21 protein-coding genes are annotated in these 24,651 nt (G+C 54.9%); 8 read left to right on the plus strand and 13 right to left on the minus strand.

From position 1 onward, the window contains the following. Positions 1-157: 157 nt before the first annotated feature. Together mobB and mobA are read right to left on the minus strand one after the other, a co-directional pair. Positions 158-661, minus strand: a complete 504-nt coding sequence (mobB, locus tag ACOTXI_RS20395; protein WP_058654062.1) for a molybdopterin-guanine dinucleotide biosynthesis protein MobB — start codon at positions 659-661, stop codon at positions 158-160. Further along, the gene (mobA, locus tag ACOTXI_RS20400) at positions 658-1,242 is read right to left on the minus strand and encodes a molybdenum cofactor guanylyltransferase MobA (RefSeq protein ID WP_058654061.1); all 585 of its coding nucleotides are present in this window, start codon (positions 1,240-1,242) and stop codon (positions 658-660) included. The genes mobB and mobA overlap by 4 nt, the downstream gene beginning before the upstream one ends. 68 nt (positions 1,243-1,310) lie before the next feature. On the opposite strand from mobA, the gene ACOTXI_RS20405 reads away from it, so the two are divergent. The 3 genes from ACOTXI_RS20405 to dsbA all read left to right on the plus strand — a co-directional run bounded on the left by ACOTXI_RS20405 (position 1,311) and on the right by dsbA (position 3,292). Further along, the gene (locus tag ACOTXI_RS20405) at positions 1,311-1,580 is read left to right on the plus strand and encodes a YihD family protein (RefSeq protein ID WP_008501866.1); all 270 of its coding nucleotides are present in this window, start codon (positions 1,311-1,313) and stop codon (positions 1,578-1,580) included. A 75-nt stretch (positions 1,581-1,655) separates the two neighbouring features. Beyond that, the gene (locus ACOTXI_RS20410; protein WP_421633962.1) at positions 1,656-2,642 is read left to right on the plus strand and encodes a serine/threonine protein kinase; all 987 of its coding nucleotides are present in this window, start codon (positions 1,656-1,658) and stop codon (positions 2,640-2,642) included. 26 nt (positions 2,643-2,668) lie between these two features. Further along, positions 2,669-3,292 (plus strand): thiol:disulfide interchange protein DsbA, encoded by a 624-nt coding sequence (gene dsbA / locus ACOTXI_RS20415; RefSeq protein WP_008501864.1) that lies wholly within the window; start codon positions 2,669-2,671, stop codon positions 3,290-3,292. Between the two features lie 23 nt (positions 3,293-3,315). On the opposite strand, the gene ACOTXI_RS20420 is transcribed toward dsbA, so the two are convergent. Further along, positions 3,316-4,167, minus strand: coding sequence for an acyltransferase (locus tag ACOTXI_RS20420; RefSeq protein WP_230964520.1), 852 nt, complete (start codon positions 4,165-4,167; stop codon positions 3,316-3,318). Here ACOTXI_RS20420 and ACOTXI_RS20425 point away from each other — a divergent pair. Further along, positions 4,064-4,330 (plus strand): hypothetical protein, encoded by a 267-nt coding sequence (locus ACOTXI_RS20425; protein ID WP_227009869.1) that lies wholly within the window; start codon positions 4,064-4,066, stop codon positions 4,328-4,330. The genes ACOTXI_RS20420 and ACOTXI_RS20425 overlap by 104 nt on opposite strands. Positions 4,331-4,664: 334 nt before the next feature. Continuing rightward, positions 4,665-7,457, plus strand: coding sequence for a DNA polymerase I (gene polA / locus ACOTXI_RS20430; protein WP_058654059.1), 2,793 nt, complete (start codon positions 4,665-4,667; stop codon positions 7,455-7,457). Between the two features lie 312 nt (positions 7,458-7,769). Here the strand turns inward: polA and yihA are convergent, their stop codons facing one another. Next, positions 7,770-8,399 (minus strand): ribosome biogenesis GTP-binding protein YihA/YsxC, encoded by a 630-nt coding sequence (gene yihA / locus ACOTXI_RS20435; RefSeq protein WP_008501861.1) that lies wholly within the window; start codon positions 8,397-8,399, stop codon positions 7,770-7,772. A 580-nt stretch (positions 8,400-8,979) separates the two neighbouring features. Here yihA and yihI point away from each other — a divergent pair. Next, positions 8,980-9,495: a Der GTPase-activating protein YihI gene (gene yihI, locus ACOTXI_RS20440; protein WP_008501860.1), complete on the plus strand. Its 516-nt coding sequence runs from the start codon at positions 8,980-8,982 to the stop codon at positions 9,493-9,495. Between the two features lie 188 nt (positions 9,496-9,683). After that, the gene (hemN, locus tag ACOTXI_RS20445; protein WP_039025245.1) at positions 9,684-11,057 is read left to right on the plus strand and encodes an oxygen-independent coproporphyrinogen III oxidase; all 1,374 of its coding nucleotides are present in this window, start codon (positions 9,684-9,686) and stop codon (positions 11,055-11,057) included. 100 nt (positions 11,058-11,157) lie between these two features. Here hemN and ACOTXI_RS20450 read toward each other — a convergent pair whose 3' ends face one another. The 4 genes from ACOTXI_RS20450 to glnA all read right to left on the minus strand — a co-directional run bounded on the left by ACOTXI_RS20450 (position 11,158) and on the right by glnA (position 15,432). Then, complete coding sequence (locus ACOTXI_RS20450) at positions 11,158-11,268, minus strand: YshB family small membrane protein (RefSeq protein WP_032622955.1); 111 nt, start codon at positions 11,266-11,268, stop codon at positions 11,158-11,160. A gap of 110 nt (positions 11,269-11,378) precedes the next feature. Further along, complete coding sequence (glnG, locus tag ACOTXI_RS20455) at positions 11,379-12,791, minus strand: nitrogen regulation protein NR(I) (RefSeq protein WP_008501858.1); 1,413 nt, start codon at positions 12,789-12,791, stop codon at positions 11,379-11,381. Positions 12,792-12,802: 11 nt separating this feature from the next. Beyond that, positions 12,803-13,852, minus strand: a complete 1,050-nt coding sequence (gene glnL, locus ACOTXI_RS20460) for a nitrogen regulation protein NR(II) (RefSeq protein ID WP_008501857.1) — start codon at positions 13,850-13,852, stop codon at positions 12,803-12,805. A 170-nt stretch (positions 13,853-14,022) separates the two neighbouring features. Continuing rightward, complete coding sequence (gene glnA, locus ACOTXI_RS20465) at positions 14,023-15,432, minus strand: glutamate--ammonia ligase (protein WP_008501856.1); 1,410 nt, start codon at positions 15,430-15,432, stop codon at positions 14,023-14,025. Positions 15,433-15,808: 376 nt separating this feature from the next. Between glnA and typA the strand changes: the two genes are divergently transcribed. Beyond that, positions 15,809-17,632, plus strand: coding sequence for a ribosome-dependent GTPase TypA (gene typA, locus ACOTXI_RS20470; RefSeq protein ID WP_058654057.1), 1,824 nt, complete (start codon positions 15,809-15,811; stop codon positions 17,630-17,632). Positions 17,633-17,712: 80 nt separating this feature from the next. Here the strand turns inward: typA and ompL are convergent, their stop codons facing one another. From ompL to yihS, 5 genes are all read right to left on the minus strand, one after another. Continuing rightward, a complete protein-coding gene (gene ompL / locus ACOTXI_RS20475; RefSeq protein ID WP_032637905.1) occupies positions 17,713-18,399 on the minus strand; it encodes a porin OmpL in 687 nt (228 codons plus the stop codon). Positions 18,400-18,473: 74 nt separating this feature from the next. After that, a complete protein-coding gene (locus tag ACOTXI_RS20480; protein WP_048962884.1) occupies positions 18,474-19,898 on the minus strand; it encodes an MFS transporter in 1,425 nt (474 codons plus the stop codon). Between the two features lie 42 nt (positions 19,899-19,940). Continuing rightward, positions 19,941-21,323: an MFS transporter gene (locus ACOTXI_RS20485; RefSeq protein WP_025912315.1), complete on the minus strand. Its 1,383-nt coding sequence runs from the start codon at positions 21,321-21,323 to the stop codon at positions 19,941-19,943. A 45-nt stretch (positions 21,324-21,368) separates the two neighbouring features. Continuing rightward, positions 21,369-23,393: an alpha-glucosidase gene (locus tag ACOTXI_RS20490; protein ID WP_058654055.1), complete on the minus strand. Its 2,025-nt coding sequence runs from the start codon at positions 23,391-23,393 to the stop codon at positions 21,369-21,371. 16 nt (positions 23,394-23,409) lie between these two features. Beyond that, positions 23,410-24,651 (minus strand): sulfoquinovose isomerase, encoded by a 1,242-nt coding sequence (yihS, locus tag ACOTXI_RS20495; protein WP_421633963.1) that lies wholly within the window; start codon positions 24,649-24,651, stop codon positions 23,410-23,412.

Here is a 24,651-nt window from a genome sequence, read left to right on the forward strand (position 1 = left end):
ACGCCGTAGCGCCGATGGTAGTGTGGGGTCTCCCCATGTGAGAGTAGGGAACTGCCAGGCATCAAACAAGTGAAGAGGCCATCCGGAAGGATGGCCTTTTTGCGTTTATGCGCCAAAAAACGGTAGGCCGGTTAAGGCAAAGCCGCCACCCGGCAAGTCAGACCGCACTCCAAGCCACAATAAACTGCGCAATCCCGTCCACATCATTTAAATCCAGCACTGGAACCTCAAGTTCCACTGCCACATCGCTGGCCACCGCAATCACATGTTCATCCAGCGTTAACTCGCTCAAATCATGCCCGGCATTGCTTCTGAAAAGTAAGATCTTAGGCACGGCCTCATGCTTAAATCCCTCAACCAGCACCAGATCCAGCGTGGAGTGATCCATCCGGCTAACCAGATAAGCGAGATTCAGCGGCGCCTCATCCGGCGTTTCTGTCATTAACGCCCAGCGCTGAGGGCTTGCTACCATCGTTTGTGCTGCTCCGGCCTTACGCAGCTCATAGCTGTCTTTTCCGGGCGTATCAATGTCCATGTTGTGATGACTATGCTTAATCAAACCAGGGCGAAGCCCTCTGGCACAAAGCGCAGGAATGAGCTTTTTCAACAGCGTGGTTTTCCCGGTCCCACTCCAGGCGGAAATGGCTACAACAGGTATCATCTTTTCTCCTGCATCATCTGCAAATCTTCACTCGTATTTACGTTCACAAACGCTGATTTCACATCGCTAAAATCAACGGAATGGCCTCCAGACTCACGCATAAAGACCATCACTCTGCGCTCTCGCGCGGCCAGGTAGGCCTGCAGAGCAGGCGCTAGCGATCGATGCATCAACGCGATAGCAGGATGGTCACGCTCGCCGTCATGCACCCAAACCACAGGAGCCGTACCACGAAGCAGGAACAGACGCTCGACAAGACAGGACGGAATAAACGGGGTATCGCAGGGGCAGAAGATGAACCACTCTCCGTGCGACTGTTGCATGACTGAAAGCATACCGGCAAGCGGCCCCGGGTAATTCTCAAGGCTATCCTGATAAACGGCGTACCCGCTTTGCCGGTAAGTGTCGATATGCCGGTTAGCGCTGATGGCCATTGCCGTCACCTGGCCGGCGAGCGTATCGGCGACATGCTGCCACAAGGGTTTTCCATTAAGAAGCTGAAGCCCCTTATCTTTACCGCCCATTCGCGTTGCTCTGCCGCCTGCCAGAACGACCCCGATGATTTCCTGGCTAACATTCACGAATATCGCCTCTTTTATTGTGGGATTGACCCTGCTAACGTGTCACTCTAAATGAAAGGAGCACCACCATGAAATGTAAACGTCTGAATGAAGTTATTGAACTCCTCCAGCCCGCCTGGCAAAAAGAGCCAGAGCTCAATCTGATGCAATTTTTACAGAAACTGGCAAAAGAGTCAGGTTTTGACGGCGATCTGGCAGACCTTTCTGACGACATCCTGATCTACCACCTTAAAATGCGCGACTCTGCCAAAGATGCTGTTATTCCTGGTATTCAGAAAGATTATGAGGAAGATTTTAAGACTGCATTGCTGCGCGCCCGAGGCGTAATTAAAGAGTAAAAGCTTGTAAGCGGCGGCACCGAAATCGCCACAAGATGATATCCTGAATCATTCGTATAATTTCCGGATGATCGGATGAACGACCAGGCTTTTACTTTCCAGACATTACACCCGGACACCATTATGGATGCCCTGTTTGAACAGGGTATTCGGGTGGATTCCGGGCTAACACCGTTAAACAGCTACGAAAACCGCGTCTATCAATTTCAGGACGAGGATCGTCAGCGCTATGTCGTAAAATTCTATCGTCCTGAACGCTGGTCCGCTGAACAAATTCAGGAAGAGCATCAGTTCGCTCACGATCTGCTGGATGACGATGTCCCCGTTGCCGCACCGCTAAAATTCAATAACCAAACGCTCCTTACGCACGAAGGGTATTACTACGCAGTATTCCCAAGTCTGGGTGGCCGTCAGTTTGAAGCGGATAATATCGATCAGATGGAGTGGGTTGCCCGCTATCTTGGGCGTATACACCAGACGGGACGCAAAAAAGCCTTTATTGCCCGCCCGACTATGGGGATTCAGGAATACCTTCTTGAACCGCGCACAATATTCGAAACGTCTGCAATGATCCCCGCAGCGCTAAAGGATGATTTCCTCAACGCCACCGATAAGCTTATTGCTGCAGTGAAAACCTGCTGGCGTGATGATATTTCCGTCCTGCGCCTGCATGGCGATTGTCACGCCGGGAATATTCTCTGGCGTGACGGCCCGCTGTTTGTCGATCTCGATGATACGCGTATGGGGCCAGCGGTTCAGGACCTGTGGATGCTGCTGAATGGCGACAAAGCCGAGCAACGCATGCAGCTTGAAACCATTATTGAAGCTTATGAAGAATTTAGCCCGTTTAATTCAGACGAAATTGCCCTGATTGAGCCTTTACGTGCGATGCGTTTTGTTTATTATCTCGCATGGTTAATCAGGCGTTGGGACGATCCGGCATTTCCTCGTAATTTCCCGTGGCTTACCGGAGAGGATTACTGGCGTAGCCAGATATCTACATTTACTGAGCAGGTTAAGGTTCTTCAGGAGCCCCCTCTGCAATTAACGCCGATGTATTAATGGACACACCCAGGAGAGAGTTAATCATGAAAAAAATTTGGCTGGCGCTGGCAGGTATGATTCTGGCATTTAGCGCTTCTGCTGCACAGTTTACCGACGGCAAACAGTACATCACGCTGGAGAAGCCGGTCGCTGGCGAGCCACAGGTACTGGAGTTCTTCTCGTTCTATTGCCCACACTGTTACCAGTTCGAGCAGGTGTTGCATGTCTCTGACAACGTGAAGAAAAAGCTGCCGGAAGGCACCAAAATGACCAAGTACCACGTCGAGTTCCTGGGCCCATTGGGTAAAGACCTGACTCAGGCATGGGCGGTGGCGATGGCACTGGGCGTAGAAGATAAGATCACTTCGCCAATGTTTGAAGCCGTACAGAAAACCCAGACCGTTCAGACCACTGCGGATATCCGTAAAGTGTTCGTTGATGCCGGCGTGAAAGGTGAAGAGTACGATGCCGCATGGAACAGCTTCGTGGTGAAATCACTGGTTGCCCAGCAGGAAAAAGCGGCTGCTGACCTCCAGCTTCAGGGCGTTCCGGCGATGTTTGTTAACGGCAAATATCAGCTGAACATGCAGGGCATGGACACCAGCAGCATGGATATTTTCGTACAGCAGTATGCAGATACCGTGAAATACCTGGTTGAGAAGAAGTAATTTCGTTAATGTAAAAACGCCGGTCACTGACCGGCGTTTTTGTATGAAGATTTTATCTTGTCTATCTGTTCGTCTTTCTCTTTCCAGAGCGTATTAAGCCACTGCTGGAAACGACGTTTGAAGTTCTTATCGTTTACGTAATCACCGTGCAGTTCAGCGTCAATCGGGACCAGGTCGACGTGCACGACAATACGCGTCAGTTTGCCGCTGAGCATATCGAAGAACGGCGTCTTATCGTTTTCCGGATAGCAGAGCGTGACGTTAAGAAGTTTATCGAACTGTGCTCCCAGCACGTTAAGCGCCATCGCAATCCCCGCTGCCTTTGGCGGCAGCAGATGCTGATACGGAGAGCGCGTTTGCTGGCGCTTCTCTTCCGTAAACCGGGAGCCTTCAACAAAGTTCACGATGGCCGTTGGATGCGCACGAAACTTTTCACAGGAGCGGCGCGTGGTCTCCACATCCTTACCGCGACGTTCCGGATGACGAATCAAATAGCTGCGCGAATAGCGTTTCATAAACGGCATATCGAGCGCCCAGCAGGCCAGCCCGATAAAAGGCACCCAGGCGAGCTGCTGTTTCAGGAAATATTTGTTCATCGGGATGTGTTTGCGAAAAAGCACGCATAACACCACGATGTCCGCCCAGCTGTGGTGATTGCAGATCAGCAGGTACCAGTTCTTTTTGTTAAGGTTCTCCAGCCCTTTGACATCCCACATCAGGTGCGGGTTAAGGCGCAACAGGATCGCCAGTCCTTCGCACCAGCAATACATCATGAAATTACAAAATGCGGACACGGCTCGCCACACCACGGGTACAGGCAGCAACAGTTTAATGATCCCGGCGAGAATGATCGGTACGGAACAGGCGATCGTCACCAGGATAGTTAAAATGATGCTTAGCAGTAATGTTATTGCAGCGAGCAATCTCGACATGATGAGCTTTTTCAGGTGGTTAGCTGTAAGTGAGCGACCGGATAGTCGACGCTGGGCGCTGATTTTACCAGAAAACAGACAAATGAATGGCGCTTTCACAGGGTGATTTGGCGGCTTTTACCCCGGCGCAGAAGATTTCGCTGTTGTTCTGCGTAAATCAAGGCTTATATCCACATAGACTAAATTGCCATCAGTTGGCCATATAGAGGCGATCTCATAACATAACAATCTGATAATTAAGATCTAAATATTGCCTTATATGTATTTTTTACGTCTGTTATTCATGTGAAGTGAAAATACTCACAAACTTATCCACAGTTTGATTTTTACGAGCGATCCTCACGATCGCAAAATCTTTTCCTGTATCGGGCCTGAATAACTGATGTTTTCATCCTTCTGTGGCATCCTTTACGCATAAATTGATTAAAGGCACGGACATTATGGTTCAGATCCCAGAAAACCCTCTTATTCTCGTCGATGGCTCTTCTTACCTGTATCGGGCGTACCATGCGTTTCCTCCTCTGACCAACAGCGCAGGGGAACCTACCGGCGCAATGTATGGCGTGCTGAATATGCTGCGCAGCCTGATCCTTCAGTATCAGCCAACCCATGCGGCCGTCGTGTTTGATGCGAAAGGCAAAACGTTCCGCGACGAGTTGTTTGAACATTACAAATCCCACCGTCCGCCAATGCCTGACGATCTGCGTGCGCAGATAGAGCCGCTGCATGCGATGGTGAAAGCGATGGGTCTGCCGCTGCTGGCCGTTTCTGGGGTTGAAGCGGATGACGTCATCGGTACGCTGGCGCGTGAAGCCGAAAAGATGGGTCGTCCGGTACTGATTAGCACCGGTGATAAAGATATGGCGCAGCTGGTGACGCCAGGGATTACCCTGATTAACACCATGACCAACACCATTCTTGGGCCGGAAGAGGTGGTCGCAAAATATGGCGTGCCGCCAGAGCTGATTATCGACTTCCTCGCGTTGATGGGCGACTCCTCGGATAACATTCCTGGTGTCCCTGGCGTCGGTGAGAAAACCGCGCAGGCGCTGCTTCAGGGGCTGGGCGGGCTGGATACGCTCTACGCGGAATCAGACAAAATCGCCAGTCTCTCCTTCCGTGGTGCCAAAACCATGGCTGGGAAGCTGGAAGAGAACAAAGAGGTGGCTTATCTCTCTTATAAGCTGGCCACAATCAAAACCGATGTCGAGCTCGAACTGGGCTGTGAACAGCTGGAAGTGCAGCAGCCTTCTGCGGACGAGCTTCTAAGCCTGTTTAAGAAATACGAATTTAAGCGCTGGACCACCGACGTGGAAGCCGGTAAATGGCTGCAGGCAAAAGGGGCAAAACCTTCCACAAAGCCGAAGGAGACGATTGTCGTTGATGCTGAAGAGCAGGCGGAAGAAGAAGCCGTGGCGCTTTCCTTCGACAATTATGAAACCCTTCTTGAAGAGTCACAGCTCATTGCCTGGATCGAGAAACTGAAAAAAGCGCCGGTCTTTGCCTTTGACACCGAAACGGACAGTCTCGATAACATCTCTGCCAATATGGTAGGCCTGTCATTTGCGACAGCGCCAGGTCATGCGGCCTATGTTCCCGTGGCGCACGATTACCTGGATGCGCCGGAACAGATCTCCCGTGAACGCGTGCTTGAACTGCTGAAGCCGATCCTGGAAGACGAAAAGGCGCTCAAGGTTGGGCAAAACCTCAAGTACGACCGCGGCATTCTGCAAAACTACGGCATTGAACTGCGCGGGATCGCCTTCGACACCATGCTTGAATCTTACATTCTGGACAGCGTCGCGGGCCGTCATGATATGGATTCCTTATCTGACCGCTGGCTCAAGCACAAAACCATCACCTTCGAAGAGATTGCCGGCAAAGGGAAAAATCAGCTCACCTTTAACCAGATTTCTCTTGAAGAGGCAGGACGCTACGCGGCGGAAGACGCTGACGTTACGCTGCAGCTCCACCTGAAGATGTGGCCAAAACTGCAAAAGCACGAAGGTCCGCTGAATGTGTTCCAGCATATTGAGATGCCGCTGGTACCCGTGCTGTCCCGCATTGAACGCAACGGCGTGAAAATCGATCCAACGGTGCTGCATAACCACTCCGGGGAGCTGGCGCAGCGCCTGACCGAGCTGGAGCAAAAAGCGCATGAGCTTGCAGGCGAGCCGTTTAACCTCTCTTCACCGAAGCAGCTGCAAACCATTCTGTTTGAAAAGCAGGGCATCAAGCCGCTGAAGAAAACCCCTGGCGGTGCGCCTTCAACCTCTGAAGAGGTGCTGGAAGAGCTGGCGCTGGATTACCCGCTGCCAAAAGTGATTCTGCAGTACCGTGGTCTCGCGAAGCTGAAGTCTACCTACACTGATAAGCTTCCGCTGATGATCAACCCGAAAACGGGCCGCGTGCACACCTCATATCATCAGGCTGTCGCGGCGACCGGTCGTCTCTCGTCAACCGATCCCAACCTGCAGAACATCCCGGTACGTAACGAAGAGGGCCGCCGTATTCGCCAGGCTTTCATCGCACCAGAGGATTATCTGATTGTCTCTGCTGACTACTCGCAAATTGAGCTGCGCATTATGGCGCATCTGTCCCGCGACAAAGGCCTGCTGACCGCGTTTGCCGAAGGGAAAGATATCCACCGGGCAACCGCGGCGGAAGTCTTCGGCTTGCCGCTGGACAGCGTGACCAACGAACAGCGCCGCAGCGCTAAAGCGATCAACTTCGGTCTGATCTACGGCATGAGCGCGTTCGGCCTTTCACGCCAGCTCAATATTCCGCGTAAAGAGTCGCAGAAGTATATGGATCTCTACTTCGAACGCTACCCGGGCGTGCTGGAATATATGGAACGTACCCGCGCGCAGGCGAAAGAGAAAGGCTACGTTGAAACGCTGGACGGCCGCCGTCTCTACCTCCCGGACATCAAATCCAGCAACGCGGCGCGCCGCGCGGGCGCAGAACGTGCCGCGATCAACGCCCCCATGCAGGGGACCGCGGCGGACATTATTAAGCGTGCAATGATCGCCGTGGATGCCTGGCTCGAGAAAGAGAAACCGCGTGTGAAAATGATCATGCAGGTACACGATGAACTGGTATTTGAAGTGCACAAGGACGACCTCGACGCCGTGTCGAAGAAGATCCACGAACTGATGGAAAGCAGCATGACGCTGGACGTGCCGTTGCTGGTGGAAGTGGGAAGTGGTGAAAACTGGGATCAGGCTCACTAAGGGTTCTTCGCATAACGCGCTTTTTATGTAAGTTTGCAACATGGCAACGCGCGTTTTGTGACGATCATTAGAATTCCCTATGTAAAGAATGAAAAAAAACTACAAAAAGTGCTTTTTCTGCAACACAAAAAGGGGTAGAGTTATCGGCGTAGGGTACAGAGGTAAGATGTTCTATCTTTCAGACCTTTTACTTCACGTAATCGGATTTGGCTGAATATTTTAGCCGCCCCAGTCAGTAATGACTGGGGCGTTTTTTATTGCGGCAAAGAAATGTTCAGGCAAAAAAAAGCGCGGCCATTGCCGCGCTCGGTATCACTCTTCTTCCGCTTCCGTCGCGGGTTCCAGCTCGCTAAACCAGGTGTCGAGCTTCTGACGCAGCTTGTCCACGCCCTGCTTTTTCAGCGAGGAGAACGGCTCAACCTGCACATCGCCGTTGAACGCCAGCACCGCTTCACGAACCATATTCACCTGCGCTTTACGCGCACCGCTTGCCAGCTTATCGGCTTTCGTCAGCAGCACCAGCACGGCGATATCGCTTGCCACCGCCCAGTCGATCATCTGCTGATCGAGATCTTTCAGCGGGTGGCGAATATCCATCAATACCACCAGACCTTTCAGGCACATGCGTTTTTCGAGGTATTCACCCAGCGCACGCTGCCATTTGATTTTCATCTCTTCGGGTACCTGCGCATAACCGTACCCCGGTAAGTCGACCAGGCGTTTGCCCTCTGCGACTTCAAACAGGTTGATCAGCTGGGTACGGCCAGGTGTTTTTGAGGTACGCGCCAGGTTCTTCTGATTGGTCAGCGTATTCAGGGCGCTGGATTTACCCGCATTAGAGCGGCCAGCAAAGGCCACTTCAATACCGGTATCAGAGGGGAGGTGGCGAATATCGGGCGCACTGGTGACAAAATGCGTCTGTTGGTAGTTCCAGGTAGTCACGTGGTCGTCTCCAAAAATCGTAATCTGAGGGGAATTATACCTGAATGCGGGCAAAAGACTTTTTTCATTGCACTCAGCTTGTAGGCTTAAGCCCTGGCCGCTGTGAGAGATTGGCTATACGTACTATGGGAGATTTCAGAGAAATCGCAGGAGCAAGAAAAAGGCAAACTGTTTTAAATCATCATCTTATTTCCAGGTAATTATCTGAAAATCCGTTTTTGTACCGTTTCGTTGCTTGTTAGTTTAAGCGAACACGGTAAAGTATGCGGCAAGGCGAGGAAGCCAACAGGATGATGACTTAAGGATAAGGGTCAGGAGCGCCAGGAGGCGAAGACGCAGGATTGTCAGGACGACCAGCGCCTGGAGGCGTTTTAACAGGAAATGGAACCGTATCACGGACGGTATTAGCCAAGGGATAAACAGGGTTTGTTGTTGGCAAACATGGAATGTCTGACCCGTTAAGGGTTGTGAGTCAGGAAAAAAGGCGACAGATTGCTCTGTCGCCTTTTTTCTTTGCTTGCTTTCTGCTAGATTTCGCCGCAATTCTATACTGAATAAAACGACTTAAAGATAAAACATCATGAAAAAACCAACCTCCGCTGCGGGCGCGAAACGCCCTGCAAAAGCACGCCGCAAAACGCGCGAAGAACTGAACCAGGAAGCGCGCGACCGCAAACGCGACAAAAAACATCGCGGTCATGCTGCGGGTAGCCGTGCCAACGGTGGTGGTGCAGCGGGCGCTTCTGCAAAAAGCAAGCAGCAGAAAGATCCTCGTATCGGCAGTAAAACTCCCATTCCACTGGGCGTGACAGACACCCCGGTCACTAAGCAGCACAAACCAAAGAGCGAGAAACCTATGCTTTCACCGCAGGCTGAGCTGGATTTGCTGGAGAACGATGAGCGCCTGGACGCGCTGCTGGAACGTCTTGAAGAGGGTGAAACCCTGACCGCCGAAGAGCAGTCATGGGTGGATGCCAAACTGGATCGCATCGACGAGCTGATGCAGAAGCTGGGTCTGTCTTACGATGACGAAGACGACGAAGAAGAAGACGAAAAGCAGGAAGATATGATGCGTCTTCTGAAGGGTGGAAACTAACATTTGCACCCGGCAGGCTCGATAGTCCTGCTTATAACCCTTCCGGTTATATGTTATCTGGTGTGGTTATTCGTTAAACTACGGCGGTTGTCGCGGCGACAGAAGTGGCTGCGCACCCGAATGATGGCCCGCAATGGGGTCAGAGCGGGCCGCCGTATACGAACGCGACACCAACGGAAGGAGTGAGCATGTCAGCACCAACTATCGACTGGGATTTGGCCCTAATCCAGAAATATAACTATTCCGGGCCGCGTTATACGTCATACCCCACCGCGCTGGAGTTCTCCGATGCCTTCGGCGAGGGGGATTTTCAGCAGGCTGTTGCGCGCTATCCTGAGCGTCCGCTGTCGCTCTACGTCCATATTCCGTTCTGCCACAAGCTTTGCTACTTCTGCGGCTGCAATAAAATCGTGACCCGCCAGCAGCATAAAGCCGACCAGTACCTTGACGCGCTTGAACAGGAAATTGTGCATCGCGCGCCGCTGTTTAAAGGCCGTCACGTCAGCCAGTTGCACTGGGGCGGCGGTACGCCAACCTATCTGAATAAAGCGCAAATCAGCCGCCTGATGACCCTGCTGCGCGGCAATTTCAGTTTTAACGACGACGCTGAAATCTCGATCGAAGTCGATCCGCGCGAAATTGAGCTGGATGTGCTGGATCACTTACGCGCAGAAGGCTTCAACCGCCTGAGCATGGGCGTGCAGGACTTCAATAAAGAGGTTCAGCGTCTGGTGAACCGCGAGCAGGACGAAGACTTTATTTTTGCCTTACTCAACCATGCGCGTGACATCGGTTTTACGTCGACCAATATTGACCTGATTTACGGTCTGCCAAAGCAGACGCCGGAAAGCTTCGCCTTTACGCTGAAGCGCGTGGCTGAACTCAGTCCGGACCGCCTGAGCGTCTTTAACTACGCGCATCTGCCGACGCTCTTTGCCGCCCAGCGCAAAATCAAAGATGCCGATCTGCCCTCTGCCCAGCAGAAGCTGGATATCCTGCAGGAAACCATCACCTCGCTGACCGACACCGGCTATCAGTTTATCGGCATGGATCACTTTGCCCGTCCTGATGACGAGCTGGCCGTTGCTCAGCGCGAAGGGGTACTGCACCGCAACTTCCAGGGCTACACGACCCAGGGCGATACCGATCTGCTCGGCATGGGCGTCTCCGCCATCAGCATGATCGGCGACTGCTACGCGCAGAACCAGAAAGAGCTAAAGCTGTATTACCAGCAGGTGGATGAGACCGGCAACGCGCTGTGGCGCGGCATCGCATTAACCCGTGACGACTGCATCCGTCGCGATGTGATTAAGGCGCTTATCTGCAACTTCCGTCTTGATTTCAGGGACGTGGAAGCGCAGTGGGCGCTGAACTTCAGCGATTATTTCGCGGAAGATCTGAAGCTGCTGGCGCCGCTGGCGAAAGACGGGCTGGTGGATATGTCGGAGAGCGCGATTGAGGTCACGCCGAAAGGGCGTCTGTTGATCCGCAATATCTGCATGTGCTTTGACGCATACCTGCGTCAGAAAGCGCGTATGCAGCAGTTCTCGCGGGTGATTTAAACGGTAATGCCGGGTGGCGGCTTCGCCTTACCCGGCCTACAAAAGTGCGAAATGTAGGCCGGGTAAGCGAAGCGCCACCCGGCTTTTCATCGCCAACTCGCTAGCTAAACAGCCCAACCAGCGCCGCACACAGCACCGCCGCAACGGCGGTTTGTGGCGTGTGGCTTTCAGCGGCTCCGCTAGAGAGCATATTCACGAATGTTTCCAGCATGATGTTCACCCCCAATTTCCGGGCACGATCATACAAAACTCATCGGAACAGTAAAGCGCAAAATAACGGCAATTTGCGCTCAATTAATAACCTTTACACAAGCGCGGATATTACTCCATTCCCAGCTCTTTCAGCTTGCGCGTCAGGGTATTGCGTCCCCATCCTAACAGGCGAGCGGCTTCCTGCTTATGACCCTGGGTATGACGAAGCGCGGTGGTCAACAGCGTACGCTCCATCTCAGGCTGAGCCTCAGACAGCAGGTTTTGATGACCGGAACGCAGCGCGCGGTCGGCCCACTGCGCCAGCAGCGTCGCCCAGCTGTCCGGCAGCGCGTGTCCGCTACTGCTTTCCGGCGCGGTCGCCTCAAACAGCTCGGCCGGTAAATCCTGAATCAGCACTTCCTGACCGGCAGCCATCACGGTTAACCAACGGCAGGTGTTTTCCAGCTGACGCACGTTGCCCGGCCACGCCAGACGCGTCAGAGCGGCATCGGTTTCGGGATGAAGCTGCTTAGCTTCCACGCCCAGCTCGCGGGCGGCCACCTGCAGGAAATGACGCGCCAGGCGGGGAATATCTTCCCGGCGTTCACGCAGCGGCGGCAGATGAACGCGAATGACGTTCAGACGATGGAATAAATCCTCACGGAATTTGCCTTCCTGCACGCGCTGCTCCAGGTTCTGGTGGGTCGCGGCGATAATACGCACGTCCACCTTCACCGGCGCGTAGCCGCCCACGCGGTAAAACTGCCCGTCGGCCAGCACGCGCAGCAGACGGGTCTGAACGTCCAGCGGCATATCGCCGATCTCATCCAGGAACAGCGTGCCGCCGTCAGCCTGTTCGAAGCGCCCCTGGCGAATGGTATTTGCGCCGGTAAACGCACCTTTTTCGTGGCCGAACAGTTCGGATTCAATCAAGTCCTTCGGGATCGCCGCCATATTGAGGGCGATAAACGGCGCTTTTGCCCGCGGGCTGTGGCGATGCAGCGCATGCGCCACAAGCTCTTTACCGGTGCCCGATTCGCCGTTAATCAAGACGCTGATGGAGGAGCGGGACAGACGGCCAATAATGCGAAACACGTCCTGCATCGCCGGCGCTTCGCCGATGATGTCGGTGGTTGGCCCAAAATCGGGCGCGTGGCGCGGCTGCTGCTGCTCCTGATAATGGCTAATCGCGCGCTCAACCAGCGCCACCGCTTCGTCGATATCAAACGGTTTGGGCAGATAATCGAATGCCCCTTGCTGGTAAGCGCTCACCGCGGCATCCAGATCGGAATGAGCCGTCATTATGATGACCGGAAGCATAGGGTGGCGTTGTTTGATCTGCTTTAACAGCGCCAGCCCGTCCATGCCCGGCATACGGATATCCGACAGCAGAACATCGGGCGTTTTAGTGGTGAGTGCGTCGAGCACTTCGCTGCCGCTCTCAAACGTCGTGCAGCTTAATCCAGCCCCTGTGAGCGCGCGTTCAAGCACCCAACGGATGGAGCTATCGTCATCGACTACCCAGACTATCCCTCGTTGCATAAACGTCACCTTTATTTTTTAATCGGCAGGAAAACCGAAAACTCGGTATGTCCCGGCCAACTGGTAAATTCAATTTTTCCAGAGTGTTGGTCGATCAAACTGCGGGCAATGGATAAGCCCAGGCCGGTTCCGCCTTCGCGGCCGCTGACCATCGGGTAGAACAGAGTGTCCTGAAGATGCGATGGAATACCGGGGCCGTTATCCTCGACGTCGATACGGGCCGCAAGCCGATAGCGCACGCCGTGTAACGTGAGCTGGAAGGCGGTGCGGGTGCGTAAAATAATCTCGCCCCCTTCCGGTCCCAGCGCCTGCAGGGCATTGCGCACAATATTCAACAGGACCTGCTCAATCTGATCCGGGTCATGGGCCAGTTCCGGCAGGCTTGGGTCGTAATCACGCACCAGCGTGACGTTCTCCGGCAGCTCCATCGAGACGAGCTTCACCACCCGCTCGGCCACTTTATGGATGCTTTCTGTGACGTGCATTCCCGGCTGCTGTGGCCCGAGAAGACGGTCAACCAGATTCCGCAGGCGGTCCGCCTGCTCGATGATGACGTTGGTATACTCCGCCAGCGCAGGGTCGGGCAGCGCCTTGGTCAGAAGCTGCGCCGCGCCGCGTAACCCACCCAACGGGTTTTTGATTTCATGCGCCAGGCCGCGCACCAGGTCTCGGGCGGCAATTTGCTGCGCATGCTGAAGCTGCTCCTGGCTCAGGCGACGCTGATTATCCATCGGCGCCATTTCCAGCAGGATCAAGCCTTCGGGAAGACGTTGCGCGGTCAGCGACAGAATGTGCGAGCGCCCGTCGATCACCAGCGTCACTTCGTTATCGGTGAAACCCTGGCCCGCCTGTAAACTTTCCTGCATCAGGCCAATATTCAGCGAAAAATAGCTCAGAAGTTCCGGAAGCGGGGTGCCGAACAGTTTGCGTGCGCTTTGGGCGAGCAGCTGCTGTGCCGCCGGGTTGGCGTAATGAACGGCCAGCTCGTCATCCACCAGCAAAATGCTGTTAATCAAAGAATTGAGGATCTGCCCAGCATCGGGCAGCGTGCCAGTTGCCATTCAGCAGTCTCCTGGAGTCGTTTGCACTAATTTAGTGCAGTATAGCGTTTTCGGCGTCAAAAGCGCGTGAGATCAGGTTGTTGGTGGAGAAAAAAGCCCATCCGGAGATGGGCTAAAAGTTTCCACGGCAACTACTCCCGGCGCTTGTCACGCCGGGTAAAACAACTTAATTAAACGCTGTAGTACAGTTCGAACTCAACCGGATGCGGAGTCATGCGCACGCGGTCGTTCTCTTCAGTACGCAGGGCGATGTAGGCATCGATAGCGTCGTCAGTGAATACGCCACCTGCGGTCAGGAACTCGCGGTCTGCGTCCAGCGCCTGCAGGGCTTCTTCCAGAGAGCCAGCAACCTGTGGGATCTCTTTCGCTTCTTCTGGCGGCAGGTCGTACAGGTTTTTGTCCATCGCTTCGCCTGGGTGAATCTTGTTCTTGATACCGTCCAGACCGGCCATCAGCAGTGCTGCGAAGCACAGGTATGGGTTAGCCGCTGGATCCGGGAAGCGAACTTCGATACGACGCGCTTTAGGAGACGCCACCACCGGGATACGGATAGAAGCAGAACGGTTACGCGCAGAGTAGGCCAGCATCACTGGCGCTTCGTAGCCCGGGACCAGACGCTTGTAGGAGTTGGTGGTTGGGTTCGCCAGGGCGTTGATCGCTTTAGCGTGTTTGATTACGCCGCCAATGTAGTACAGCGCCTGCTCGGACAGACCGGCATATTTGTCACCAGAGAACAGGTTGGTACCGTTCTTGGACAGAGACATGTGGCAGTGCATACCGGAACCGTTGTCGCCAAACATTGGTTTTGGCATGAAGGTCGCGGTTTTACCGAAACGGTGCGCAACGTTGTGCACAACGTATTTGTAGATCTGAATTTCGTCCGCTTTTTTGGTCATGGTGTTGAAGCGGGTAGCCACTTCGTTCTGACCCGCAGTCGCCACTTCGTGGTGGTGCGCTTCAACAACCAGGCCCATCTCTTCCATCACCAGACACATGGTGGAACGAATGTCCTGTGCAGAGTCGACCGGAGGAACCGGGAAGTAACCGCCTTTCACGCCTGGACGGTGACCTTTGTTACCACCTTCGTATTTGGTGGAGGAGTTCCATGCGCCTTCGATGTCGTCGATAGCCACGTGGGAGCCAGAGATAGAGGCACCAAAACGGATGTCATCGAACAGGAAGAACTCTGGCTCTGGCCCGAACAGAACGGTGTCCGCGATGCCGGTAGAACGCAGGTACTCTTCAGCGCGTTTCGCGATAGAACGTGGGTCGCGGTCGTAGCCCTGCAGCGTGCCTGGCTCGAGGATGTCGCAACGGATGATCAGGGTAGGTTCTTCGAAGAACGGATCAATGACCGCAGTGGTTGCATCTGGCATCAGAACCATGTCGGATTCGTTAATGCCTTTCCAGCCACCAATGGAGGAGCCGTCAAACATTTTGCCTTCTTCAAAGAATTCGGCGTTCACCTGATGAGCAGGGATTGTGACGTGCTGTTCTTTACCTTTGGTGTCGGTGAAGCGGAGATCAACAAACTTCACTTCATGTTCGTTCAGCATCGTCAAAACGTGTTCAGCGGACATACTTAACTCTCCAGATTGGTCATTGTCGTCGTGGTAACGAGGTCTTCAGTTTCTGTTTGTACTGGCTGTTGCCATGTAATTTTTATAAAGCGAAATCTGTGCCAACTTTTAAAACACCCCAAAAAGGCGTTATCATGCGCACCATAGTGCAAAAGGGCTGCACCACAATGGTAATGTTGCACCAGTATAGTGCTTCAGTGTGAACAATGAGCACCATATTGGTGCAATTTTCGTTAAAGTGCCCTTTTTCGCTCCGTGAAAGCGATCACAAAGCATCTCTGCGATACTTGTTTGCGGAGGATGTTTGTGATCCTGTTTTGTAGTGCGATTAATCCGTGTACAATAACGCGCTATTTCTAATGCCTGAGGCAAAGTTGTGATCGAAAATTTGCGTAACATCGCCATCATCGCGCACGTTGACCATGGTAAAACTACCCTGGTTGATAAGCTGCTGCAGCAATCCGGTACGTTTGATGCACGTGCCGAAACTCAAGAGCGTGTGATGGACTCCAACGATTTGGAGAAAGAGCGTGGGATTACTATCCTCGCGAAAAACACCGCTATTAAATGGAATGACTACCGTATCAACATCGTTGATACCCCAGGGCACGCCGACTTCGGTGGTGAAGTTGAGCGCGTGATGTCCATGGTGGATTCCGTGCTGCTGGTGGTTGACGCATTTGACGGCCCAATGCCGCAAACGCGCTTCGTGACCAAAAAAGCATTTGCCCATGGCCTGAAACCAATTGTTGTTATCAACAAGGTTGACCGTCCTGGCGCACGTCCTGACTGGGTTGTTGATCAGGTATTCGACCTGTTCGTTAACCTCGACGCGACCGACGAACAGCTGGACTTCCCTATCATTTACGCTTCGGCGCTGAATGGTATCGCGGGTCTGGACCACGAAGATATGGCGGAAGACATGACCCCGCTGTATCAGGCGATTGTCGATCACGTACCGGCACCGGATGTTGATCTGGATGGTCCACTGCAGATGCAGATCTCCCAGCTGGACTACAACAACTACGTTGGCGTCATCGGTATCGGCCGTATCAAACGCGGTAAAGTGAAGCCAAACCAGCAGGTTACTATCATCGATAGCGAAGGCAAAACCCGCAACGGTAAAGTTGGCAAAGTGCTGACTCACCTGGGTCTGGAGCGTATCGACAGCGATCTGGCTGAAGCGGGCGACATCATCGCGATCACCGGTCTGGGCGAGCTGAACATCTCTGACACCATCTGCGACCCGCAGAACGTGGAAGCGCTGCCGGCCCTGTCTGTTGATGAACCAACCGTTACCATGTTCTTCAACGTCAACACCTCTCCGTTCTGTGGTAAAGAAGGTAAGTTCGTTACCTCTCGTCAGATCCTTGACCGCCTGAACAAAGAGCTGGTGCACAACGTTGCGCTGCGCGTTGAAGAAACCGAAGACGCTGATGCCTTCCGCGTATCCGGTCGTGGTGAACTGCACCTGTCTGTTCTGATCGAAAACATGCGTCGTGAAGGTTTCGAGATGGCGGTTTCCCGTCCGAAAGTTATCTTCCGCGAAATCGACGGCCGTAAACAAGAGCCGTTCGAAAACGTGACGCTGGACGTTGAAGAGCAGCACCAGGGTTCTGTGATGCAGGCGCTGGGTGAGCGTAAAGGCGACCTGAAAAACATGAATCCAGACGGCAAAGGCCGCGTACGTCTCGACTACGTGATCCCAAGCCGTGGCCTGATCGGCTTCCGTTCTGAGTTCATGACCATGACCTCTGGTACCGGTCTGCTGTACTCCACCTTCAGCCACTACGACGACGTGCGTCCGGGCGAAGTGGGCCAGCGTAACAACGGCGTACTGATCTCCAACGGTCAGGGTAAAGCGGTTGCGTTTGCGCTGTTCGGTCTGCAGGATCGCGGTAAGCTGTTCCTGGGTCACGGTGCTGAAGTTTACGAAGGCCAGATCATCGGTATTCACAGCCGTTCTAACGACCTGACCGTAAACTGCCTGACCGGTAAGAAACTGACCAACATGCGTGCGTCCGGTACTGACGAAGCAACGGTTCTGGTTCCACCGGTCAAGATGACTCTGGAGCAGGCTCTGGAATTCATCGATGACGACGAACTGGTAGAAGTGACTCCGCTGTCTATCCGTATCCGTAAACGTCACCTGACCGAGAACGATCGTAAACGTGCTATGCGCGGTGCGAAAGAAGAGTAATTCGGTTATGCCGTAGGCCGGGTATGCGCATGCGCCACCCGGCAACGAAAAAGCCGCTGAGCGATCAGCGGCTTTTTTTATTAGAACGAATACCGTAGCCCTAAACGGATCCGGTACTGCTCCCGGTTGTAATCATTCCATCTGTCCAGCCACTGCAGTTCGAGGTACGGCAGCCAGTTTCTGTCGATCTTATAGCTAAACTTATTGGTAATTTCCCAGTGATGGTCTTTGCCATTTTTGCTGTGGTAGTCATTCACCCGCTGGAAAAAGTGCGGTTCAAAGGTGTAGAAAAATGCATCCGTTACTTTGAAATTCCAGTAGTTGGCAAATTCATGCGTGTCGTTCTTATCCATCTGCCCGTTATAGTCCGGCGTATCGTAGTTGTTATGGTTATAGCGATAGCGGAACGTCAGATTAAACCAGTCTGTAAATTTGTAGTTGGTATCTAAATAAACCGCGCCACCCGAACCGGCGCTGCTGTCGTTAATCAACCCGCCGGGCTGGAAGGTGAGTTTATCGGTCGGCTTAAAGAGCGGATACCACCCCTCGATTTCGTTATAGCTGTGCTTAAGTTCATCCCATTTACCCACGTTATAGGCGTTGGTGAACATCAGTCCCGCGCCCATATCGAAGTTATAGCCCGCACGCAGGATCACCTCGTGCATCTCTGAGGCCGTATTGTAGGCTTCACGCGTTTCGACATAGGCCCCGGCAAATACCGGGCAGGACACAGACGACACGATCAGTACAGTGATGATTCTTTTCATAATTTGTCCATGTATCAGGTACAGAAAGGCCTCCCTCCTGATAAACAGGAAGGACATAGTGGCCGGATTTATTGTTATAAAGTGACTGCTGACGCTTTATTGTTGGTGGTTATCTCAGGGGTATTCACGGTTTGTTTCTTCCGTTTTCCAATCTCCTCGATAATAAAGGCGAAGCGCGCTTCGTTGAGTTTATAAAACAGCCCCATGGTCACGGCAGCAACAATCGCCAGGCCGCACGGCCAGAGGAAAATCAGCTGACGCAACCCAAGCAGCGTGCCCGCGCTCTGCACGGCATGGGGAACGTAGCCAATCTGGGTCAGCATAATTCCAGGCAGGAAACCGGCGAGCGCGGCGGAGATTTTGCGCGAGAAGGTATAGCCGGTATACACCGACCCTTCGGCGCGAATGCCGGTTTTCCACTCGCCGTAATCAACGGTATCCGGCACCAGCGCCCAGTTCAGGCTGTTCACAAACGCCGTGCCGAAGAAGGCCATGCAGGAAAACAGCACGAACAGCAGGGAACTGGTCCCCCAGAAGAAATTCAGCACGTCGCCCACCGCCCACAGCGCCAGCCCGCCCAGATAGACCGGTTTCTTGCCAAAGCGCTTTACCGCGCCGGGCACCAGAAACACGCCAATCAGAATGCAGCCCATGCTGAAAAAGCCCATCCACGACAGCAGATGCAGATCGTTCAGCACGTACTGGGTGTAATAGACCTGAATCGCCAGCTTGATGTTGAAGGCGGCGAGGGTACACAGGTTGGCGATGCACAGCACCAGCAGCGGTGGATTGCGGAAAATCGCGCAGAATGATTTCAGAATGCCGGGCTTATGGTGATCGGGCGTAAGCTCGACGTAGCGTTCTTTCACCCCGCTGTAGCACCACCACATGCAGAACAGGCCGCCGGTAACGAACACCAGCGCGGCCACCAGATAGCCGAGTGAGGGCTGGTGGACGAACAGCGCCTGAATGGGCATAAAGCCGACGGTGCAGAGCAACAGTCCTACCGTTGCGCCGCCCTGACGCCACGCCGCAAGCTGCGCGCGCTCGTTCGGGTTTTTGGTGATGGCCGGGACCATCGCACCGTAGGCGCAGTTCATCAGGCTATAGCAGAGGCCAAACATCATGAAGAGCACGGTGGCCAGGGCCGTTTTCACCGTCAGGCTAAAGTCGTTGGCCATAAACTGCGCCGTCGCCACCAGCGCCACCGGAACGGAGGCGTAAAGAATGAACGGCCTGAATTTTCCCCGCGCGCCGATGTTACGTCGGGAGTCCAGCAGCACCCCGGTCAGCATGTCGGTAAAGGCGGTGAAAAACTTCGCGACGAGGAAAATAATGCCGCCGTAGAACGCCGGCATGCCCAGTTCATCGGTGTAAAACTTCAGCAGATACAGCGTGCCAATACACAGCATCAGGTTCGAGCCAAAATCGCCCATCCCGTAGGCGCACTTCTCTCGCAGGCTCAATTTGAGGGTTAACGGATCAGTATTATGTGTCATGGTCGATCCTCAAAGCGCCCCGCAGGGCGCTCTATCACGTCATTATGCCGTACGTTTGCGCAGTTCGATCTCTTCGACGATGCGCACATACATCTTCTCGTTGAGGTTGTAGAAGCAGCCCATCGCCACGATGGTGATGACCGCCAGCAGGCTCGGGTAGATAAATATCAGCTGCCGCAGCCCTTCAACCGTGCCACTGGATTGCACCACGTTGGGCACATAGCCGATCTGCGTGAGCATGATCCCCGGGAAGAAGCCCGCCAGCGCCTGGGAGACCTTCCGGAAGAAGGTAAAACCGGTATACACCGTTCCTTCGGAGCGCACGCCGGTGCGCCACTCACCGTACTCCACGGTATCGGACACCAGCGCCCAGTTCAGGCTGTTCACGAACGCGGAGCCGAAAAAGGCCAGGCAGGAGAACGCCACAAAGCTCACCGAGCCGCCGCCGAAGAAGTAGTTGAGCAGATCGCCCGCCACCCAAATCATCAGCCCGCTGATGTAGACCTTTTTCTTGCCGAAGCGCCGCACCGCGCCGGGCATCATAAAGACGCCGATAAAAATGCAGCCCATGCTGAAGAAGCCCATGTACGACAGCAGGATCGGGTCGTTCAGCACGTACTGCGTGTAGTAAACCTGAATGGCGAGTTTGACGTTAAAGGCGCCCAGCGTGCACAGGTTCGCGATGCACAGGATAAACAGCGGGCGGTTTCCGGCGATGGCGCGAAACGACTGCAGCAGCCCCGGTTTTTGCGCCGGGTTAGCGGGCTGCGCCTCGACGTAGCGTTCGGTCACCCCCTTGTAGCACCACCACATAAAAAACAGTCCGAACAGCGAGAAGAGGGTGGCGGCAAAGATATAGCCAAGCTGGTCATTGCCTTCAATCAGGTTCATCACCGGAACAAAACCCACGGTACAGAGCAGCAGGCCCAGCGTAGCGCCGCCCTGACGCCAGGCGGCCAGCGAGGCGCGCTCGTCCGGGTTTTTGGTAATGGCGGGCACCATCGCGCCGTAGGAGCAGTTCATCATGCTGAAGAACAGGCCGTACAGCATGAACAGCACCGTCGCCATCACCGTTTTACCGGTGATTTCAAACGGCGTGCCGACGAAGTTGGCAATCGCCAGCAAGGTCACCGGGAACGCCGCATAGAGCACGAACGGGCGGAATTTCCCTTTCGGGCCGATCTTGCGCCGGGAGTCGAGCATGATCCCGGTGCCCATATCGGTGAAGGCGGTAAAGAACTTCGCAATCAGGAAGATAATTCCGCCGTAGGTGCCCGGCAGGCCCAGCACGTCGGTGTAAAACTTCAGCAGATAAAGCGTGCCGATATCCAGCAGGATGTTTGAGCCGAGATCGCCCATCCCGTAGGCGAGTTTTTCTTTAAACGGCAGGCGTAGGGTTGCCGGATCGGAAGTATGTTGACTCATTATTGTTCTCCGTCTGCCCGCAGGTGGCCCCGCGGGCGAGCCTTATCAGATATGACGTAAGGTGCTAAACAGATCTGCCCATTCGCTGTGCTGGCGGTAGAAGACCGGCGGCTTGCCGAGCGGGGCATCAACGGTGACGTCACCGCCCTGGCAGATTTCCCCGGTCCACGCATTCACCCAGCTGTCCTGCGGCAGATAGAGCGACCAGTCGCGGCGCCCCTCTTCATGAACCGGCGCTACCAGCAGATCGCGGCCAAACAGGTACTGGTATTTCAGCGTGTAGGCGCGCGCGTCGTCTTCATAGTGCAGGAACAGCGGGCGCATCACCGGCAGGCCGCTTTTCGCGTTCTGCGCGACCGCGGCTTTGATGTACGGCTTCAGGGTGGTGAAGACGGTGGTCATGCGCGCGAAGTGCGCGATAGTTTCCGCGTCGCCGTCGAACTGCCAGTTATCGCCTGGACGGTTGCCCTCATGGGTACGCATCATCGGCGTAAAGGCGCTGAAGTCGCACCAGCGCAGCAGCAGCTCTTTGCTGCGCTTCATCTCGAACAGGGTCGTATAGCCGCCGATGTCGCTGTGGTGCAGGCCGTGCCCGGTCATCGCCAGCGACAGCGCCGCAGGGATGACGGACGCCAGACCGTCGTCCAGGCTCCAGTCGACGTTCTGATCCCCCGCCCACATCATCACCGAGTGCTTCTGGCTGCCGGTATAGCCCGCGCGCATGAAGAACAGGATCTCGCCGAGCTTGCCGGTCTCCTGAAGCGCTTCGTAGTTACATTTGGCCCACAGGGCAGGCCAGGCGTTATGCATGATCTCCGCGCTCACGCCGTTATGCAGGAAGGTGTCGGTCGGCAGGTACTCCCCGAAATCGGCCATCCAGCCGCCGCAGCCCAGTTCGATCAGGTTCTTTTTAATGACCTCTTTGTACCAGTCGTAGGCTGCCGGGTTGGTCAGGTCGATAACGCCCGCGTAGAACTCGCCGAACTCGACGTGGTAGTCCTCGCCGTTGGCGTTTTTGGTCAGATAGCCGCGTTTCGCGGCCTCTTCGCAGAGATCTTTATCGCTGGCGACGTACGGGTTGATATAGGAGAGGAACTGCACGCCTTCCTCTTTCCACTTCGCAATCCGCGCATCAAGCTGCGGATAGAGCGCGCTGTTCCACTTCCAGTTCCACATCACGCGCTTGCCGAAGGAGGTCATGCGAATGCCGGACCAGTCCTGCGCCCAGATGCCGTTGACCTTCACGCCGCCCTCGCGCATGGCGTCGAGCTTCTGCTGACACACCTCGGTGCCGCCCTGAATGCCCAGCGTCACGCCGTCGTACACCCAGTCCGGCAGCTCCGGCTGACGCCCCAGCAGGCCGGTCAGTTTTTCCAGCAGATCGACGTAGGTTTCTGCGCATTCGAAGCGCAGCGTGGCGTTATCTTCCCAGAACGCCAGCTCGTGGAAATCCGGCGCGCTGAAGTCGAAGTTCATATAACAGCTGTTATCCACGTGGCAGTAGTACTTCTGGGTGCTCACGAAGGTAGGCTGCGGGAAGAAGGTCCAGTAGTAGTCGCCGCCCGCGTTCTCTTTGCAGTCGGCCTGCCAGGTGACGTAGGTTTGCTTATTGCGGCCCACGCCCTGCTCGCTGGTCCACAGCGGGAACGGCTTGCCGCGCAAATCGAAATACGAGAACTGCTCGCCGCAGCCGTAAATATGATCGTCTGGCTGCGCCGCCAGCCGCAGCCAGATGCGGTTATGGCTGGCGGCGTCATTTTTCAGCTTCAGCTCCAGACGGCCTTCCGCATCCACGCCCACCAGCAGCGTCGCGCTTACCGCATCGCCGCGGGTAAAGCGGATCGCCCAGCCCGCGTTTTGCTGCGTGACGGTCGCGTCCGTCAGGGCAATCTTTTCGTTGAGCTTGTCTTTGATGCTGAAGTTGCCGCGAAACATCTCGATATCCGCCTCGCCTGCGCCAATCCACAGGCAAGGGGCATCCGCGGTGTGGGATAAAATCAGACGGTCCTGCCAGCGCAGGGTGAAGCCACTTTCGTTATTTTTCAGGTCAATATTGTGTAGGGTACGCATAAACACTCCGTCTTAATTATTTGGCCTGGCTATCCAGTAATCCGGCGGCGACGGCAGGGGCTAAGCCCGGGGCCAGCGGCAGGCGGGGGATCACCAGGCAGTGCAGCAGGTGGTAAATATCCTGCTTGCCGTCCCAGACTTTGGTCGTCACTTCGTTATTGGTGTCCAGCTCCTGCCACCAGGAACCGTTTTCGTAATCCATCAGGTACTTGATGCAGTAATCCCACCACTTCTGATACCAGGCTTCGTACTGCGCTTCGCCGGTCACGGTATAGAGGGCATAGGCCGTGCCCATCGCCTCGACGATTGGCCAGCGTACGCGTTCACGCACAATAGGCTTGCCGTCCCAGCCCACGGAGTAGACAAATCCATCGGCCCCGTCGGGTGCCCAGGCGTCGCGGATGGTGGCGTGGAACAGTCCTTTCGCATCTTCCAGCAGCCATTCCGGCGGGGTCTCAAAGCGCGCTTCCAGCGCGGCGCGCAGGTGCAACATCAGGCGGCCCCATTCAATCCAGTGTCCCGGCGTGCCACCGTAGGCGCGGAAGCGGTGGGCGGGGTTATCGATGTTGTAGTCGCGGATCGGGTTCCAGTCGGTGTCGAAATGCTCGTTAACGCGGTACTCCCCTTTGCGCGCCACGTCGTGAATAATCACCGAGGCGATGCGCAGGGCGCGGTCGAGCCATTTACGGTCGTGGGTCACGTCATAAACGATCAGGAAGGCTTCCACGGCGTGCATGTTGGCGTTACCGCCGCGATAGTCTTCCGTTTTGCTGAAGGCTTCATCCCAGGACTCCAGGCACATCTGCTCCTGTTCGCTCCAGAAGTAGCGCTCAATCACCTCGATGGCATCGTCCAGCAGCTTACGTGCCTGCGGGTGGCCGGTGGTGGTGGCGCTCGCCGCGCCCAGCAGGACGAAGAAATGCTGATAGCCCTGCTTGGACGCATCAATCACGCCTTCATCGTTAACGCAGGCGTACCAGCCGCCGTGCTGTTTGTCGCGCAGCGGGCCGTTCAGGGCGTTAATGCCGTGCTCAACCAGGGCATATGCACCGGGGCGTCCCATGTTCGCCGCCACCGCGTAAACGTGCAGCATGCGGGCGGTGATCCACAGATGCGTGCCCATATCGCTACGCACCTGGCCGTTATTGCCCAGCCAGCCAAAGCCGGTCGGTACGGCGGCGTTTTTACCGAAATCGAGAATGCGGTCGGTCTCTTGTTCGAGCCAGCGGTTATGGCTCAGGGTGTTAAACCATTTCAT

This window comes from Enterobacter cloacae complex sp. BZL2005, from assembly GCF_049238885.1.
Lineage (GTDB): Bacteria > Pseudomonadota > Gammaproteobacteria > Enterobacterales > Enterobacteriaceae > Enterobacter > Enterobacter roggenkampii.